The sequence below is a fragment of the Gilliamella sp. B2717 genome (assembly GCF_026536675.1).
Lineage (GTDB): Bacteria > Pseudomonadota > Gammaproteobacteria > Enterobacterales > Orbaceae > Gilliamella > Gilliamella apicola_I.
Genome location: NZ_JAFNNQ010000019.1, coordinates 22,908 through 37,094 on the forward strand (window position 1 = coordinate 22,908; position 14,187 = coordinate 37,094).

Here is a 14,187-nt window from a genome sequence, read left to right on the forward strand (position 1 = left end):
TTAAAAACCTAATATAGAGTCAAGAAGCTGTTTGGAATAATCATGACGGACATTACTCAATTGGGCAATATCGTCAACCTGTTCTACAATTCTTCCTTGATAAAAAAACATCACTCGATTACACAAATACGTAATCGTGGTTAAATCATGAGTAATAAAAATACTGGTTAAATTTAACTGTTTTTGTAAATCAGCCAATAACGATAAAATCTGCGTTTGAACAGAAATATCTAACGAACTGACTGCTTCATCAAACAAAATAAATTGCGGATGACAGGCGATCGCTCTGGCTATGCAAATTCGTTGCAATTGACCGCCACTCATTTCATGAGCAAACCGCTGACAGAATGAATGATCTAATCCAACTTGTTCCAGTAATTGATCTATTCGTTTTTTTCGTGCTGTCGATGATAACTTTTCGTAAATATCAAGGGGTTCAGCAATAATATTAGCAGCCGTGAAATAAGGATTCACCGAAGCGTTATAATCTTGAAACACAGCGCTAATATTACGTCGCTGTGATGAGCATTTCCATGCTCGTTTCGCAATATCTTGCCCATTAAATAGGATCTTACCCGTATCGGGTTTTTCTAAACCTAAAATAAGCTTTCCAAGTGTGCTTTTGCCACTGCCACTTTCGCCAATAATACCCAGACATTCGCCCTGTTTTAACGAGAAAGAAACATCATTAATGACCTTGTTCTTCTTGCGACTAAACAGACCTTGATGAGGTTGTAAAAAGGATTTGCTTACCTGTTCAACTTGCAATAATGCAGACATTTAAGCACTCTCCAACGTCGGAATAAACATTTTAGGATAAACCACCGAATCAAATTTAGCTAATAACTGTTTGCGCGCGCTGATTAGATAACGGGTGTAATCATTTTCAGCATGATAAAAGATTTGATCTCGACAGCCTTGTTCAACAATTTTACCTTGTTGCATGACGACAATATGATCGGCAATATGATGTATCACGCCTAAATCGTGTGAAATAAAAATCATGGCGGTAGTTGATTGCTGCTTGATTTGTTCAAACATTTTCAGAATATGGAACTGACTAATCGAATCTAAAGCGGTTGTTGGTTCATCAGCAATGATCAATTCGGGTTTTAGCATTAATGCAATACCGATCATGATTCTTTGTAACATTCCACCACTCAATTGATGAGGATACTTATTATAAATCTGTTTGGGATCAGTTAAACCGATTTCTTTAATCATAGTTAGTGTTTTGGCAACGGCATCTTTTTTGCTTAAGGGAAGGTGTGCTTGTAATGTTTCGATGACTTGTTTGCCGATACGATAAAGCGGATCGAAAGCACTCATTGGATGCTGTAAAATGATCGCGATAGTGTTACCCCGAATCTGACGCAGTGTGTCAGCTGATTGGGTTAAAAGATCGCCTTTCACTTGTCGATTTAACTGAGGTTGTCTAGGATTAAAAAGAATTTGACCTTCGACTTTAAAATAGGGTTCTAATAACCCCATGATCGCTTTACTGGTTAAACTTTTACCACTACCACTTTCGCCGACAATGCCTACACATTGGTGATGTTCAACATTAAACGAAATGTTATCCAATAACGTTTGACCATTATCAAGGTTAACCGTGAGATTTTTAACCTCTAACAGGGGGTTACACATGTGTTTTTTCCTTCGGATCTAAAATATCTCGCAAACAGTCACCTAATAGATTAAAAGCCGCCACGACGACTAAAATAGCTATCCCCGGATAGACCATTTGCATTGGATGTTGAATCATTACATTCTTGGCTTCACTAAGCATTAATCCCCATTCGGCAGTCGGTGCTTGCACGCCCAATCCAATAAAAGAGAGCGCCGAAATATTCAAAATGACCCAGCCTGTATCGAGCGTGGCTAACACCACCAATTCCGACATAATATTAGGTAACAAATGACGGCGAATAATAAAGCTGTGTGGTGCACCAATGGCACGTGAAAATAAAATATAATTTTTTCGACTGTATTTAATAACTGAACTGCGGATCATTCGGCTGTACCATGCCCATTTCACCACGATATTAGCAATAATCACGTTTTCAATCCCCACACCTAGCACTCCGACAATCGCTAAAATCATGACTTGACTAGGGAAGGAGAGCATAATATCGCAAAGGCGCATAATAACTTCATCAAGTTTGCCTCGTTGGTAGCCTGAAATTAGCCCGATGATTGAACCGACGATAATGGTAATTGTCATGGTTAGTAAGGATAAAAAGAGGGTCGAACGGATTCCATAAAGTAAACGAGAAAAGATATCTCGACCTAAATGATCACAGCCTAGCCAATGTTCAGTTGAGATACTGGCATATTTGCGGACAATACGAACTTTATTTGGATCAAATGGGGCAATATAGGGCGCAAAAATACCCAATAGAATGATGATGGTGATAATCATCAAACAGCATAATGCCATTTTATTTTTCATCAACTGTCTTGCTAAACTCATGCTAAATCCCCACTATTTTGTAATCGAGGATCCAGCCATTGATGCACCACATCAACAATAAAATTACACACGACAAATAAAATCGCCATAACTAAAATATAAGCTTGAATAACAGGATAGTCTCGATTCATGATAGCGGCTATACATAAGCGCCCAAGTCCCGGCCATGAAAAGATATATTCCACAACAAACGAACCGGCAATCAATTGTGGAATTGTCATACCCAGTGCGGTAATGGTGGTATGTAATGAATTAACTAAGACATGTTTTAAAATAATCGCCCGTTCCTTTAATCCTCGACTACGTGCATAAAATACAAAGTAATTCTGCATATTTTCCAGCATATTATTACGAATAAAGCGAATATAAGTAGCAATATAAACAAAAGATAAAGTTATTGTTGGTAGAATAAGATTTTGCCATGTGCCATAACCATTTGTTGGTAACAGATCTAAATAATTAGCAAAAAACCAAATACACAGCAAACCAAGCCAATAACTAGGCATGGCGGTACCAATAAAAATGAGGATTCGAACAACATGATCGAAGACTGAGTTAGCAAAAATAGCACATAACACGCCTAGCACTAAGCTAACGAATAAAGTAAGAACAAATGATGACACAGCCAAAAGTAAAGTTGGGGTTAAACAACGAATCATTTCATCCCAAACTAATCGATCCCGATGAACGAATGAACGTCCAAAATCCAGATGAAAAGCATGATATAACCAACTAAAATATCGAGACCAAAAGGGCTCATTTAATCCCAACTCTTGGCGCATACTTTCGATGGCTACAGGCGTTGGCATAATCTCATTTAAGCGTAAAGCAACTTCAGCAGGATCAGAAGGGGCAAGGTTGATCAGCAAAAAGGCAATAAACGAGATACCGATCAAAATCGGTATCATCATCAATAAACGTTTAAAAATATAATGTAACATTATGACTAACTAACTATAACGCAATTAATAGTGCATTTTCTCAAAAGGAATATCAAATTGTGATGGAGCAAACTCAATGCCTTTAAGAGATTTAATAGCAATAGCTCGATTGCGTTCATAAGTTAAAGGAATATAGACCGCTTGTTTATGCAATGTCTCAAGCACATAACGATATAGGGCTTGGCGTTCTTGCTCGTCTGTTGAAATCAATGCTTTGCTAATGCTGGCATCAATTTGAGGCTTTTCTTTTAAGCCTTGTTGAGCCATATAATCCCCATATACTGGTAATTTCATACCGGATAAAAAGGATTGCGGATCATAAGGCGTACCCCAAGAAATATCGAATACCATATCAAAATCACCCGCTTTTTGGCGGTCACGATAGCCTTGTTCTTCTTCACCATGAATATTCAGTTTTAATCCAACTTGTTCAAATTCGTCTTGCATATATTGGGCGATGGTTTTTTGTGAAGCAGTATTACTATCATAATACAGGGTGATTTCGAACGGTTTGCCGTCTTTTTGGCGGTATTGTTGACCGTTGGCTTTTGTCCAACCTGTTTTATCCAAAAGTTGTTGTGCTAATTTAGTATCGTATTGATAAGGTTTTAATCCAATATTGGCATAAGGGATATTAGTCGCCATTAGGGTATCAGCCGGTGCTTCACTGTGATTAAAAATTCCTTCTGAAATATCATTTTTATTAATAATATGCTCAATTGCCTGACGCACAGTAACATCACTCAATGCCGGGCGAGTCGTATTCATCAACACGATACGGCTTGAAACAGGTTTAGACATCAATGTCTGAAACTTATCCATTTTCGAAAAACGCTCGAAAGAATCGGCATCTACCATATTTTTGCCATAAATCAGATCGATTTCACCTTTTTCAAGTGCCATCAAACGGCTTTGATTATCCGCAATCACCTTCATAGTTACGGTTTTAAGTTGTGGTTTATTTCCCCAATAAGTGGGATTGGCTGTAAAAATAGCATACTGATCTTTCTTATGTTCACTTAACACATAAGGCCCCGTACCAATATAAGAATTAACGCCATTTTTGGTTTCACCATTTTTCATGGCATTAGGCGATATAAAACGCATAGGGCGGGTAACGGCAATCTCAATCAAAAATGGATAGTAAGGTTCAGACAGATTGACTTGTAGGGTATAATCATCAAGCGCTTTAATATCGGTAATTAAACGCACCATTTCAAGCCAAGTATGACGATCTTTATTTGAAAGTACGGCATCCCAATTTAATTTAGCGCTATGCGCATCGAATTTAGTACCGTCGCTAAATGTCACATCTTGTCGAAGTTTGAACGTATAGGTTTTTCCTTCATTACTGATTGTCCAGCTTTCCGCAAGCCAAGGTGAAAAGGAGCCATCTTCGTTATAATGGACTAAAGATTCATACAGCATATTTTGAGCCCACATCTCACCAGAATAGAGGTGAGGGTTTAGATCACGAATATCGCGAAAATTAGCAAAAGTGATATCATCTTTAGCGAAACAATTAAGGCTAGCTGAGGCTAATGCGAAAACCATTAACCATTTTTTGGTGCGGTTGAAATGTACTATCATGGGCAATCCGTTATGCAAAAGTTTTTAAAAAAAATCATTGATGGAAATAGTGTCAAAAATGTCGTAAATACAACGATTTTTAGCGCAAGAATAGTAGCACAGATGCAAATGATAATAAATATCATCTAGTCTATTTTTTAGCAAAAAACTTACGAAATTTTGTTAAAACAAATCTTAACAGAACGATTTCATCGCAATCTAATTAACAGGGATAATAAATAATCAAACAAAAGTAATAGAATTGCTTTATAATAACTAACGAAAATTTAATTTTTGTTTATTTAGGAAACATTTCATGTCATTTGACTCTCTTGGTTTAGATGCCAAGATTTTAAAAGCACTACAAGAACAACACTACACTCAGCCTACACCCATTCAACAGCAAGCCATTCCGGTAATCTTATCGGGAAAAGACCTTATGGCAAGTGCACAAACGGGCACTGGTAAAACCGCAGGTTTTGGTTTGCCAATTTTGCAAAAGCTGATTGAACAACAAGCCAAAACGGCAAATCGCCCCGAAACAAAAAAGAAGAAACGCCCCCTTTATGCGTTAATTTTAGCGCCAACTCGTGAACTTGCTGCGCAAATTGGTGAAAACATTCGTGATTACAGCCGTCATTTAGCAATTCGTTCATTAGTTGTTTTTGGTGGCGTAAGCATTAATCCCCAAATGATGAAGTTGCGTGGTGGTGTGGATATTCTGATCGCGACACCCGGACGGTTACTCGATTTAGTCCACCAAAATGCTGTTGATCTTGCAACGGTTAAAGTGCTGGTTTTAGACGAAGCCGATCGCATGTTAGATATGGGTTTTATTCATGATATACGGCGAGTGATAGCAAAATTACCTAAAAAACGTCAAAATTTAATGTTTTCAGCAACGTTTTCAGATGAGATAAAAACACTGGCGGAAACGATTTTACATTCCCCTGAAACGGTTGCTGTTGCCAGAACCAACAGTACATCAACACAAATTACCCAATATGTTCATCGAGTAGATAAACGTCGTAAACGGGAATTACTATCGTACTTAATTGGTAAAAACCAATGGCAACAAGTACTAATTTTTACTCGCACTAAGTACGGCGCTAACCATTTAGCCGAGCAACTCACTAAAGACGGAATTAAAGCTTCAGCTATTCACGGTAACAAAAGCCAAGGCGCCCGCACCAAAGCCTTAGCCGATTTTAAATCCGGACAAATTCGGGCATTAGTCGCCACCGACATTGCAGCCAGAGGATTGGATATTGAACTATTGCCTTATGTGGTTAATTATGACTTACCGCAGGTTGCTGAAGATTACGTGCATCGAATTGGTCGAACAGGGCGAGCGCAAAATCAAGGGCAGGCGATTTCATTAGTCTGTATTGACGAACTGCCACAATTAAAAGCCATTGAAAAGTTGATCAAAAAACCAATACCCGAAATTCATACAGAAGGTTTTGCCGTTGACCCAACCATTAAAGCTGAGCCGAAAACAAAATCTTCACCTAAAAAACTGCTATCGAAAAACGATCACAACACGCAAAATCGGTCTAATCAACCCAATAAGCGTGGTGGTGTTAACCGAACAAAAAAATACGCTAACACAAATAATAAACAAAGTCATACTCATTAAAATAGAAGGATATTATCATGGTAAATCGCAGTCGACGTTTACGTAAAAAATTACATATTGAAGAGTTTAAAGAGTTAGGTTTTACTGTCAGTTGGTCTTTTGACGAAGGAACAAGTGAAGAAACCTTAGATAACATTGTTGATCAGTTCATTCTCGAAGCTATCCAACCAAATGGTTTAGCATATGAAGGAAGTGGCTATCTAAATTGGAAAGGCATTGTCTGTACTCAAAAACTCGGCAATTGTACCGAAGCGCATCGGGACATTGTGACAAAATGGTTGGAAAGTCATGGTTTAAAAAATATCAAAGTCAGCCCGTTAATTGATATTTGGTGGGATGAATTAGATTTCTAATCGATTTTAAACCATATTTGATTAAGTTAGCTTAATAATTCAATAGCCACAATTGTGGCTATTTGTTTGCAATTCATTTAACTAATTATTCGATTCCTTGACTACGTAAATAATCTTCATAATTACCAGTATAATCAATCACTTTTTCAGGTGTAATTTCGACAATACGAGTCGCTAACGAACTGACAAACTCACGGTCATGCGAAACAAAAAATAGGGTACCTTGATAAAGTTCTAACGCCATATTGAGCGACTCGATCGATTCCATATCTAAATGGTTAGTCGGTTCGTCCATGACAATGATATTGGGTTTTTGCATCATCAATTTACCAAATAACATCCGTCCTTTTTCACCACCCGACAGCACTTTAACCTTCTTCTTAATATCATCTTGCGAAAATAATAAGCGACCTAAAACACTTCGTACAGCTTGTTCATCATCAGTAGGTTGCTTCCATTGGCTCATCCAATCGAACACGGTTAATTCTTCATCAAATTCGTATTCATGATCTTGAGCATAGTAACCAATATTGGCATTTTCTGACCATTTAATCTCGCCTTGCTCAGGCGTTAGTTCTCCCATTAAGGTTTTAATTAAAGTGGTTTTACCAATCCCATTGGTACCTAAAATGGCGACCTTCTCGCCGACTTCAACCATTAAATTAAGATTATTAAACAAAGGGCCATTATCAAAGCCTTTGGTCAAATTCTCAACGACTAAGGCATTACGGAACAATTTTTTATCTTGCTCAAAGCGTATAAATGGATTTTGACGGCTAGATGCTTTCACTTCCTCCAGTTTAATTTTCTCAATCTGTCTGGCTCGAGATGTCGCTTGTTTAGACTTCGACGCATTGGCACTAAAACGACTAACAAAAGATTGCAGTTCACTGATTTGTGCTTTCTTCTTAGCGTTATCCGCTAATAAACGCTCTCGGGCTTGTGTTGATGCCGTCATATAATCATCGTAATTACCCGGATAAATACGCAATTCACCATAATCAAGATCTGCCATATGGGTACAAACCATATTTAAAAAATGGCGATCATGCGAAATAATAATCATGGTACTTTCACGCTCATTAAGTGTATCTTCTAACCAACGGATGGTATCAATATCTAAGTTATTGGTTGGCTCGTCCAGTAATAAAATATCGGGATTCGAAAAGAGCGCTTGGGCTAATAACACACGTAGCTTCCAACCAGGGGCAATTTCACTCATTAGACCATAATGCTGTTCAATGGGAATGCCGACCCCTAGCAATAGTTCGCCAGCACGAGACTCGGCACTATAACCATCCATTTCGGCGTATTGGGTTTCTAAATCAGCCACTTTAAAACCATCTTCTTCACTCATTTCCGGTAAAGAATAGATCCGATCACGTTCTTGCTTGATTTCCCACAACTCAGTATGCCCCATAATCACCGTATCTAACACGGTAAAGGATTCAAAAGCGAACTGATCTTGACGTAATTTACCTAATCTTTCATGAGGATCTAACGCCACATTACCCGAAGTTGGCACCAAATCGCCACCAATGATCTTCATAAACGTTGACTTACCGCTACCATTGGCGCCAATAAGCCCATAACGATTGCCGTTCCCAAATTTAACCGAAATATTTTCAAATAGCGGTTTACTACCAAATTGCATGGTGATGTTATTTGTACTTAACACTGATCTATACTCTCTAAATGATTAACGCTTTAACTTGATGCTTTTAATACCTTATAAGTTAAAGTTAAAAAATGTGATTTAACGCACATTATGCCATAGTTTAAACCTTTTGAGGATCCTAATAGTATTGAAGTGAGTCTATAAGGGCTGTAGGATAATTATGAACTTCAATGATCTTATTATCCATAAAGTTAGGTGATTGAAAATAATATCTTTTATCCTTAATAAACAGGTTAAAGATAAAATTGCCTTGGGTTTGTTCTTTTGCTAATCCTTGATAGGCGCAAAGACTGACGTCGTTTTTTAGGTATAACGGTAAATCGTAATCAAGCGTATTAAGTTTAATCTTAGTATCATGAATAGTAAGTGTTAAATAAGTCGAACTATAATGACCATTAAAATCTTTTAAGGTCGTTGGTTGATATTGCAAAATAGTATTAATTGCTGATTGATAATGTTGTTTGTATCGTTCTTCTAACTCAGGATGTTGTTCGACTAATGCTTCGGTGACAAAGTCCCCTAGAAAGTATCGGGAATGTTTAGGATCTCGGTAAGAATATAGTTGTGATTGTTCAGTGTGCTTATCGGTAAGTAAAAACCATGATTGCGAACCTAACAGGATATCATAAAGTTTATTATTTTTGGTTAATTCAGCTTTAATATAGATACCATCAGGGGTAAAACCATAATAATGTTCAAAATTAACATCATCGGGTAAATATTCTTCGTGCTTATTTTGCGTAATCTCTAGAATATCATTTGCACTTAAATGCCAATCTAAACACATTTGGTAATAAATGAGATTTCGAAATTTTAAATCATGACATGACTTAGTCATATTGGTTATCTCATCTTGTGCTTGGCACGAGAAGGTTATTAATAGGCTTGTTATTAGTATTAAAATTTTATTCATTATTTCCAATCTACATTGTTATTTTTTATCATGCTTTTATATTAAGATTAATCTATTGATTGGACTAATATCCAAGCATTGAATTATTATTTAGGTATAGTTGAAAGTTTTTTTAACTCAACTTCGTACAAATCATCAAAGTTGTATATTTTTTTCGAGATGATTTTATTTTTTTCATATTGCGTAATGATTTTGTAGTCTTTTCCAAACTCGTCGGGGTGGTAATACGCCGTTTCGATCAATTCGCCTTTTTCATTATATTTGTTCCATAATCCAACTTGGATTCCTGTTCCATTATAAATCCCTTGGCAACCTGATAATTTTAATGTTCCTTTTGGAAAGTATTCTTTTATCGGTTTTTGACATAAGGCTTTGTCATTGGATAAAGTTTGACTAAAATCGCGTTTATTTTCGTCAGCCAAACTTGAATTACATGAACATGAAATGAATACTATTGCGACTAGTAAATATAAATTTTTTTTGAAATTACTCATCTTTTAAATTTTCCATGTTTTTTAGCTGTTTATCTTCTTTCGAACTTAAACTTTATTTGCCATTAAATTCGACTTGTTCATGACTTATCCATTGATTACCTTTCCACTCTCCGTCACACTTTTGCACCCCAGACCAGACAACTTTTGATTTTTTGATATCGATAATGACACATTGATAGTTTTCGTGTAGCCATCGCTCATTGTCTGATATTTCAACATAACCTTTGATAATCGCATCCATTTTAACATAATGTTTATTTTCAGATATTTTAATATTTATTGAGTCAATACCGGTATATTGGTCATCATCATCATATCCTTTGATTTTAGATGTAACCCCATTTTTAATTAATCTTGGATCTGAATAAAGATTGAATTCTTCATTATAAGTTAAGAAGATTAATTCTATTTGATCGGTAATTTTTAGTTTATTCGCAATAGGGATTGGTTTTATAGTTGTACCCACACAGGAAAGGCTAAAAATAAGTAATGTTATATATAATAAATATTTCATCAATCTTTTCGTTGCGTTTATCACATCTTATGGCAAGAGTATACCTTATTTCAGGTAATATTGAATTGTTTATTTTTCATTTAATGTGGATATTTAACTATCAATTATGCTGAATAATAACAATTTTTGTGAATACATTTTTTTATTATCCCGCATTTTACGCACTGCAATCCATAGTATAAAAATCTAGAATTGTTAAATACCATTTATTATCTAATTGAGTTAGATAAAATATGAACATATTTTTTTCATCCCTTGGTAAAATACCTGGAAAGTTTTCTATATAAACAACTTTCACTTTTTTAGGGGCTTTTTTATCGGCAATGGCTTGATACTCCTGTCAAACTGGCCTTTTTTCAAATTGATAGTGTTTTAATTCCCAATGATAATAATCAAGCGCTATTTTTAAAGCGTCAATATTACTTTCTTTTTGAAAAAAGATTTGCAAATATCTTTAAACCTCCTAAAAAATAGATAAATGCTTTCTATTCTATCAACAAAAGAAGAACACCAAACATTCACTAGTGCATGGAGGAAGAAATTTCCTTATGGTATTATTAAGCCATCATTTAAAGAAGTTGGAAATTTCGCAAGAGAATTATATAAAAATTAACCAGAAAATTAAAAAGTTTAGAACTATGAAGATAAAATATAGAATTGTTAAAAATTTTAATAAAGAAGAACAAAGTAAATTAGAAAAATTATGAATTAATGTAGGAGAAGGGTGGGATTCATTTGAAATCGAGGAAAATAATCAAAATTTTGAACCAATAAAAAATATGTTGAATAAGGATTGGGATAATGTTGCTCAAAAGAAAGGTTATTTTTCAGAAAAAGATAGATCATTAGCCCCGTATTTAAATATATATGCAAATAAAATGTTGGGATATGCAAAACCAGATGATGAATCTATTGTAGATGAATACGAATATCCATTTGATATATACCCTTATTACAAAGGTGTCTTTGAAATAATTAATACTGACAAACAATTTGGAATATTAAGAGGAAATCAAATCGGCTATTATTCTTTAGAAAATGAACCTAATTGGAGAGGAAATGAAATTGCATGGACAAATAACATTGAAGATGCTTTTTTTGTAAAACCCGAAGTTTTTGAAAAAATATTTAGACCGTTAAATATTTGCCAGTTATCAATTAAAAAACTCAAACAAAATTAGAAAATGTTGTACAAATAGTTCAACAAGGGATTAGTAAATCTCATTTAATTATTAATAAAACTCAAATCAAAGAAAAAACACATATTGTAAATTGAGATATTGATAAATATGTATTAAGAAATGATTCTTATTATCCATCTTTTGATTCTTCACCCGGTGAATTTGATTTTTTTTATACGCATGAGTATTTTGGTACAGGAGGATTAACTCAAAGAAATACAATAATTTCAAAAAAACTTTATAACATATTAAAAATTAACAATATTAAAGGTTTAAATTATTATCCTATGAAAGGATAATAGAAAAAGTTTAAAAAAATTGATACATGGATTTAATCAATATGAAAATAAAATATCGATTTTTTAAAAATTTTTCCTTAAAAGAAGTTTCTCAATTAAAAAATATAAATATTTATGTCGATGTGGGATGTGATGCTTTTACATTCTATGAAAATGACGAAATGAACGAGCAACTTCAATCCATATTCGGAAGCAACTATAAATACTATGTTTCTGTTGTCAAAACAGAATTTTCAGAAAACGAAAGAATTAATGCCGATTATTTATCAATTGAGTCTAGTAAAATATTGGGATATCCTCAACCAGAAGACTTAGATGGAAATGATGAATTGGAAAAATTTCCTTTTAATGTTTTTCCTTATTTAAAGAACGTATTTGAAATAACAAAAAGAAGTGAAAATTTTGGAATTATTAGAGGAAAGCAAATTGGAAGTATCTCATTATTAAGCGAACCTAAATGGAATAAAAAAGGTATAGGAACAATATATTGGCTTGAAGATACATTTTTTACTACACCTTCAATTTATGAAAATATATTTAAACCACTAAATATACAAAGCAAAAGTGTAATTGGGTATGGTAATCAAAAACCTCTAGTTACAGTAGTTCAATTGTTACCACAAGGAATATCCTCATCTAAATTAAATATAAATGATAATAATATAGATGAGAAAACACATATCCCAGAGTGGGAAATGACTAGGTTTCATTTAAACAATAAAGGATTTTTTCCGTCTTTTGAAAATCATCCTGGAAATTTTGATTTTTTTGTATCTCAAGAAAATTTTGGTTCCGGTCATGCCAATTATAAAGAAGTCTTTGTATCGCAAAAGCTATATCAACTTTTAAAAAATAATAATATAAAAGGACTAGATTATTACCCAGTAAAGAAATAGTAAGCAGAAAATTTATGTTGTTAGGGAGGAGTAACGGATAAAACAGCGAAAAGTTATATTGATAATGCTGCAAAATATGCCAACGCAAAACTAAACGGAACAGAACTTTCAAAAGAAATCTTCCTTCAAGTTCAAAATATGAAAGGCGTTTTTCAAAAAGTATTAGACTATGCCAAAAAGAAAACGTGACTATTATTTTTTTGCTAGTTTAGCTTTTAAGTAAAATATTTTCAGACTTAAAAGCATAGCAATGAATAAGAACAACATTATCAAGTCAACATTCACGTGGTTGTTTTGATGATGTGTTTCTCATTTAATTCATTACATGGATTAGAAATATGTGATATCTCTTTCCTCTTATTCTTTCCAGACAAATTTTTCACCCGATTGTTTTTTTTGTAAACACTCTTCAGTAGAATATTGTCGTGGGCAGGCAAAGCAGTCTTTGGTATTTTCATTGGTAAAATGTAAATCATCAGGGATTTTTATGATGTCATTTATTGGTTTTATTTTTTGACTTAAGCAGATCAAGCTTGCATTTGCAGAATCATAATCATCCTTTGCTATTTCAAATGTAAAAAGGATACGATCCCAACCAGTTTGTTTGAAGATTTCTAATTTGTTATTTCTTTCTCGAATAAATAATTGATAAGCGCTTACGCCTATGGTGTTTTGTATTTCGACAATGACATAATCCAATTTATTTATCAAAGAGATTTCAAAAACTCTTTCATAGCTATTCTGGGAATTTAAAAAAACGTCGGATTGCAAAAATATTTTATGAGAAAAAATATCAAAAGTATCCAAAATATAAGTATTTTCGGAATCATCATCTTCTATAATGGGTGACGTTGTTTTAGCCGTTTCATGTATATTCTTTTTTTCATTAAAGAAACTAACTTCCACATTTTCTTGATTTAATTGTTTATTACTACAACTACATAGCAATACTATAATAAAAAAGTAACTTATTTTATTTTTCATTTCTCTATCTATCTTATCGATTAGAACTTTGTTTATGATATTTTATATATTCTTTGATCCATTTGTTCTATTTTTTTAAACGGCTATTTTATTTGAGCTTGTTTACCAGCGTTTATATTAATAAAGGTGATAAGTAAAATTACCGGTTGTTTCATACACTATCGTTACTTCAATTCATCGATTTCTTTATCCACAAATTTGCGTTCGACAAGCTCACCGTCTTTATAGGTTTCTGTGTACAAAAGTTTGCCTT

Annotated in this window: 14 protein-coding genes; 4 read left to right on the plus strand and 10 right to left on the minus strand. The window is 34.1% G+C overall.

Features of this window, described 5'->3' with window-relative positions:
* Genes J3U35_RS03895 through nikA form a run of 5 tightly spaced genes read right to left on the minus strand, consistent with a single transcriptional unit; the run spans position 1 to position 5,004 of the window.
* Entirely contained in the window at positions 1 to 780 is a 780-nt protein-coding gene (locus J3U35_RS03895; protein WP_267359697.1) for an ABC transporter ATP-binding protein, read from the minus strand.
* Positions 781 to 1,647, minus strand: a complete 867-nt coding sequence (locus tag J3U35_RS03900) for an ABC transporter ATP-binding protein (protein ID WP_267359699.1) — start codon at positions 1,645 to 1,647, stop codon at positions 781 to 783.
* Entirely contained in the window at positions 1,640 to 2,473 is an 834-nt protein-coding gene (gene opp1C, locus J3U35_RS03905; RefSeq protein WP_267359701.1) for a nickel/cobalt ABC transporter permease, read from the minus strand. The genes J3U35_RS03900 and opp1C overlap by 8 nt, the downstream gene beginning before the upstream one ends.
* Entirely contained in the window at positions 2,470 to 3,414 is a 945-nt protein-coding gene (gene opp1B / locus J3U35_RS03910) for a nickel/cobalt ABC transporter permease (protein WP_220217247.1), read from the minus strand. Before opp1B ends, opp1C begins: the two co-directional genes overlap by 4 nt.
* Before the next feature lie 24 nt (positions 3,415 to 3,438).
* Positions 3,439 to 5,004, minus strand: coding sequence for a nickel ABC transporter substrate-binding protein (gene nikA / locus J3U35_RS03915; RefSeq protein WP_267359703.1), 1,566 nt, complete (start codon positions 5,002 to 5,004; stop codon positions 3,439 to 3,441).
* A 295-nt stretch (positions 5,005 to 5,299) separates the two neighbouring features.
* Here nikA and J3U35_RS03920 point away from each other — a divergent pair, with 295 nt between their 5' ends.
* Both J3U35_RS03920 and J3U35_RS03925 read left to right on the plus strand, forming a co-directional pair.
* Entirely contained in the window at positions 5,300 to 6,622 is a 1,323-nt protein-coding gene (locus J3U35_RS03920; RefSeq protein ID WP_267359705.1) for a DEAD/DEAH box helicase, read from the plus strand.
* Between the two features lie 17 nt (positions 6,623 to 6,639).
* Positions 6,640 to 6,975: a YggL family protein gene (locus J3U35_RS03925; protein WP_220217244.1), complete on the plus strand. Its 336-nt coding sequence runs from the start codon at positions 6,640 to 6,642 to the stop codon at positions 6,973 to 6,975.
* An 85-nt stretch (positions 6,976 to 7,060) separates the two neighbouring features.
* Here the strand turns inward: J3U35_RS03925 and J3U35_RS03930 are convergent, their stop codons facing one another.
* The 4 genes from J3U35_RS03930 to J3U35_RS03945 form a co-directional block, all read right to left on the minus strand.
* Positions 7,061 to 8,653: an ABC-F family ATPase gene (locus J3U35_RS03930; protein WP_267359707.1), complete on the minus strand. Its 1,593-nt coding sequence runs from the start codon at positions 8,651 to 8,653 to the stop codon at positions 7,061 to 7,063.
* A gap of 118 nt (positions 8,654 to 8,771) precedes the next feature.
* Complete coding sequence (locus J3U35_RS03935) at positions 8,772 to 9,491, minus strand: hypothetical protein (protein ID WP_267359709.1); 720 nt, start codon at positions 9,489 to 9,491, stop codon at positions 8,772 to 8,774.
* 161 nt (positions 9,492 to 9,652) lie between these two features.
* Positions 9,653 to 10,060 carry a hypothetical protein gene (locus tag J3U35_RS03940; RefSeq protein ID WP_267359711.1) on the minus strand — a complete coding sequence of 136 codons (408 nt, stop codon included), beginning with the start codon at positions 10,058 to 10,060 and terminating at the stop codon, positions 9,653 to 9,655.
* Positions 10,061 to 10,112: 52 nt separating this feature from the next.
* Positions 10,113 to 10,574: a hypothetical protein gene (locus tag J3U35_RS03945; RefSeq protein WP_267359713.1), complete on the minus strand. Its 462-nt coding sequence runs from the start codon at positions 10,572 to 10,574 to the stop codon at positions 10,113 to 10,115.
* Positions 10,575 to 11,353: 779 nt separating this feature from the next.
* Here J3U35_RS03945 and J3U35_RS03950 point away from each other — a divergent pair.
* Both J3U35_RS03950 and J3U35_RS03955 read left to right on the plus strand, forming a co-directional pair.
* On the plus strand, positions 11,354 to 11,755 hold the full coding sequence (locus J3U35_RS03950) for a hypothetical protein (RefSeq protein WP_267359715.1): 402 nt from the start codon (positions 11,354 to 11,356) through the stop codon (positions 11,753 to 11,755).
* Between the two features lie 340 nt (positions 11,756 to 12,095).
* A complete protein-coding gene (locus J3U35_RS03955; protein WP_267350879.1) occupies positions 12,096 to 12,950 on the plus strand; it encodes a hypothetical protein in 855 nt (284 codons plus the stop codon).
* 357 nt (positions 12,951 to 13,307) lie between these two features.
* Here J3U35_RS03955 and J3U35_RS03960 read toward each other — a convergent pair whose 3' ends face one another.
* The gene (locus tag J3U35_RS03960) at positions 13,308 to 13,934 is read right to left on the minus strand and encodes a hypothetical protein (RefSeq protein WP_267359717.1); all 627 of its coding nucleotides are present in this window, start codon (positions 13,932 to 13,934) and stop codon (positions 13,308 to 13,310) included.
* Between the last annotated feature and the right edge of the window lie 253 nt (positions 13,935 to 14,187).

Bases quoted from the DNA above. Each gene is read 5' to 3' on its own strand.
- J3U35_RS03895 (WP_267359697.1), bottom strand. From the start codon at position 780: ATGTCTGCATTATTGCAAGTTGAACAGGTAAGCAAATCCTTTTTACAA.
- J3U35_RS03900 (WP_267359699.1), bottom strand. From the start codon at position 1,647: ATGTGTAACCCCCTGTTAGAGGTTAAAAATCTCACGGTTAACCTTGAT.
- opp1C (WP_267359701.1), bottom strand. From the start codon at position 2,473: ATGAGTTTAGCAAGACAGTTGATGAAAAATAAAATGGCATTATGCTGT.
- opp1B (WP_220217247.1), bottom strand. From the start codon at position 3,414: ATGTTACATTATATTTTTAAACGTTTATTGATGATGATACCGATTTTG.
- nikA (WP_267359703.1), bottom strand. From the start codon at position 5,004: ATGATAGTACATTTCAACCGCACCAAAAAATGGTTAATGGTTTTCGCA.
- J3U35_RS03920 (WP_267359705.1), top strand. From the start codon at position 5,300: ATGTCATTTGACTCTCTTGGTTTAGATGCCAAGATTTTAAAAGCACTA.
- J3U35_RS03925 (WP_220217244.1), top strand. From the start codon at position 6,640: ATGGTAAATCGCAGTCGACGTTTACGTAAAAAATTACATATTGAAGAG.
- J3U35_RS03935 (WP_267359709.1), bottom strand. From the start codon at position 9,491: ATGACTAAGTCATGTCATGATTTAAAATTTCGAAATCTCATTTATTAC.
- J3U35_RS03940 (WP_267359711.1), bottom strand. From the start codon at position 10,060: ATGAGTAATTTCAAAAAAAATTTATATTTACTAGTCGCAATAGTATTC.
- J3U35_RS03945 (WP_267359713.1), bottom strand. From the start codon at position 10,574: ATGAAATATTTATTATATATAACATTACTTATTTTTAGCCTTTCCTGT.
- J3U35_RS03950 (WP_267359715.1), top strand. From the start codon at position 11,354: ATGTTGAATAAGGATTGGGATAATGTTGCTCAAAAGAAAGGTTATTTT.
- J3U35_RS03955 (WP_267350879.1), top strand. From the start codon at position 12,096: ATGAAAATAAAATATCGATTTTTTAAAAATTTTTCCTTAAAAGAAGTT.
- J3U35_RS03960 (WP_267359717.1), bottom strand. From the start codon at position 13,934: ATGAAAAATAAAATAAGTTACTTTTTTATTATAGTATTGCTATGTAGT.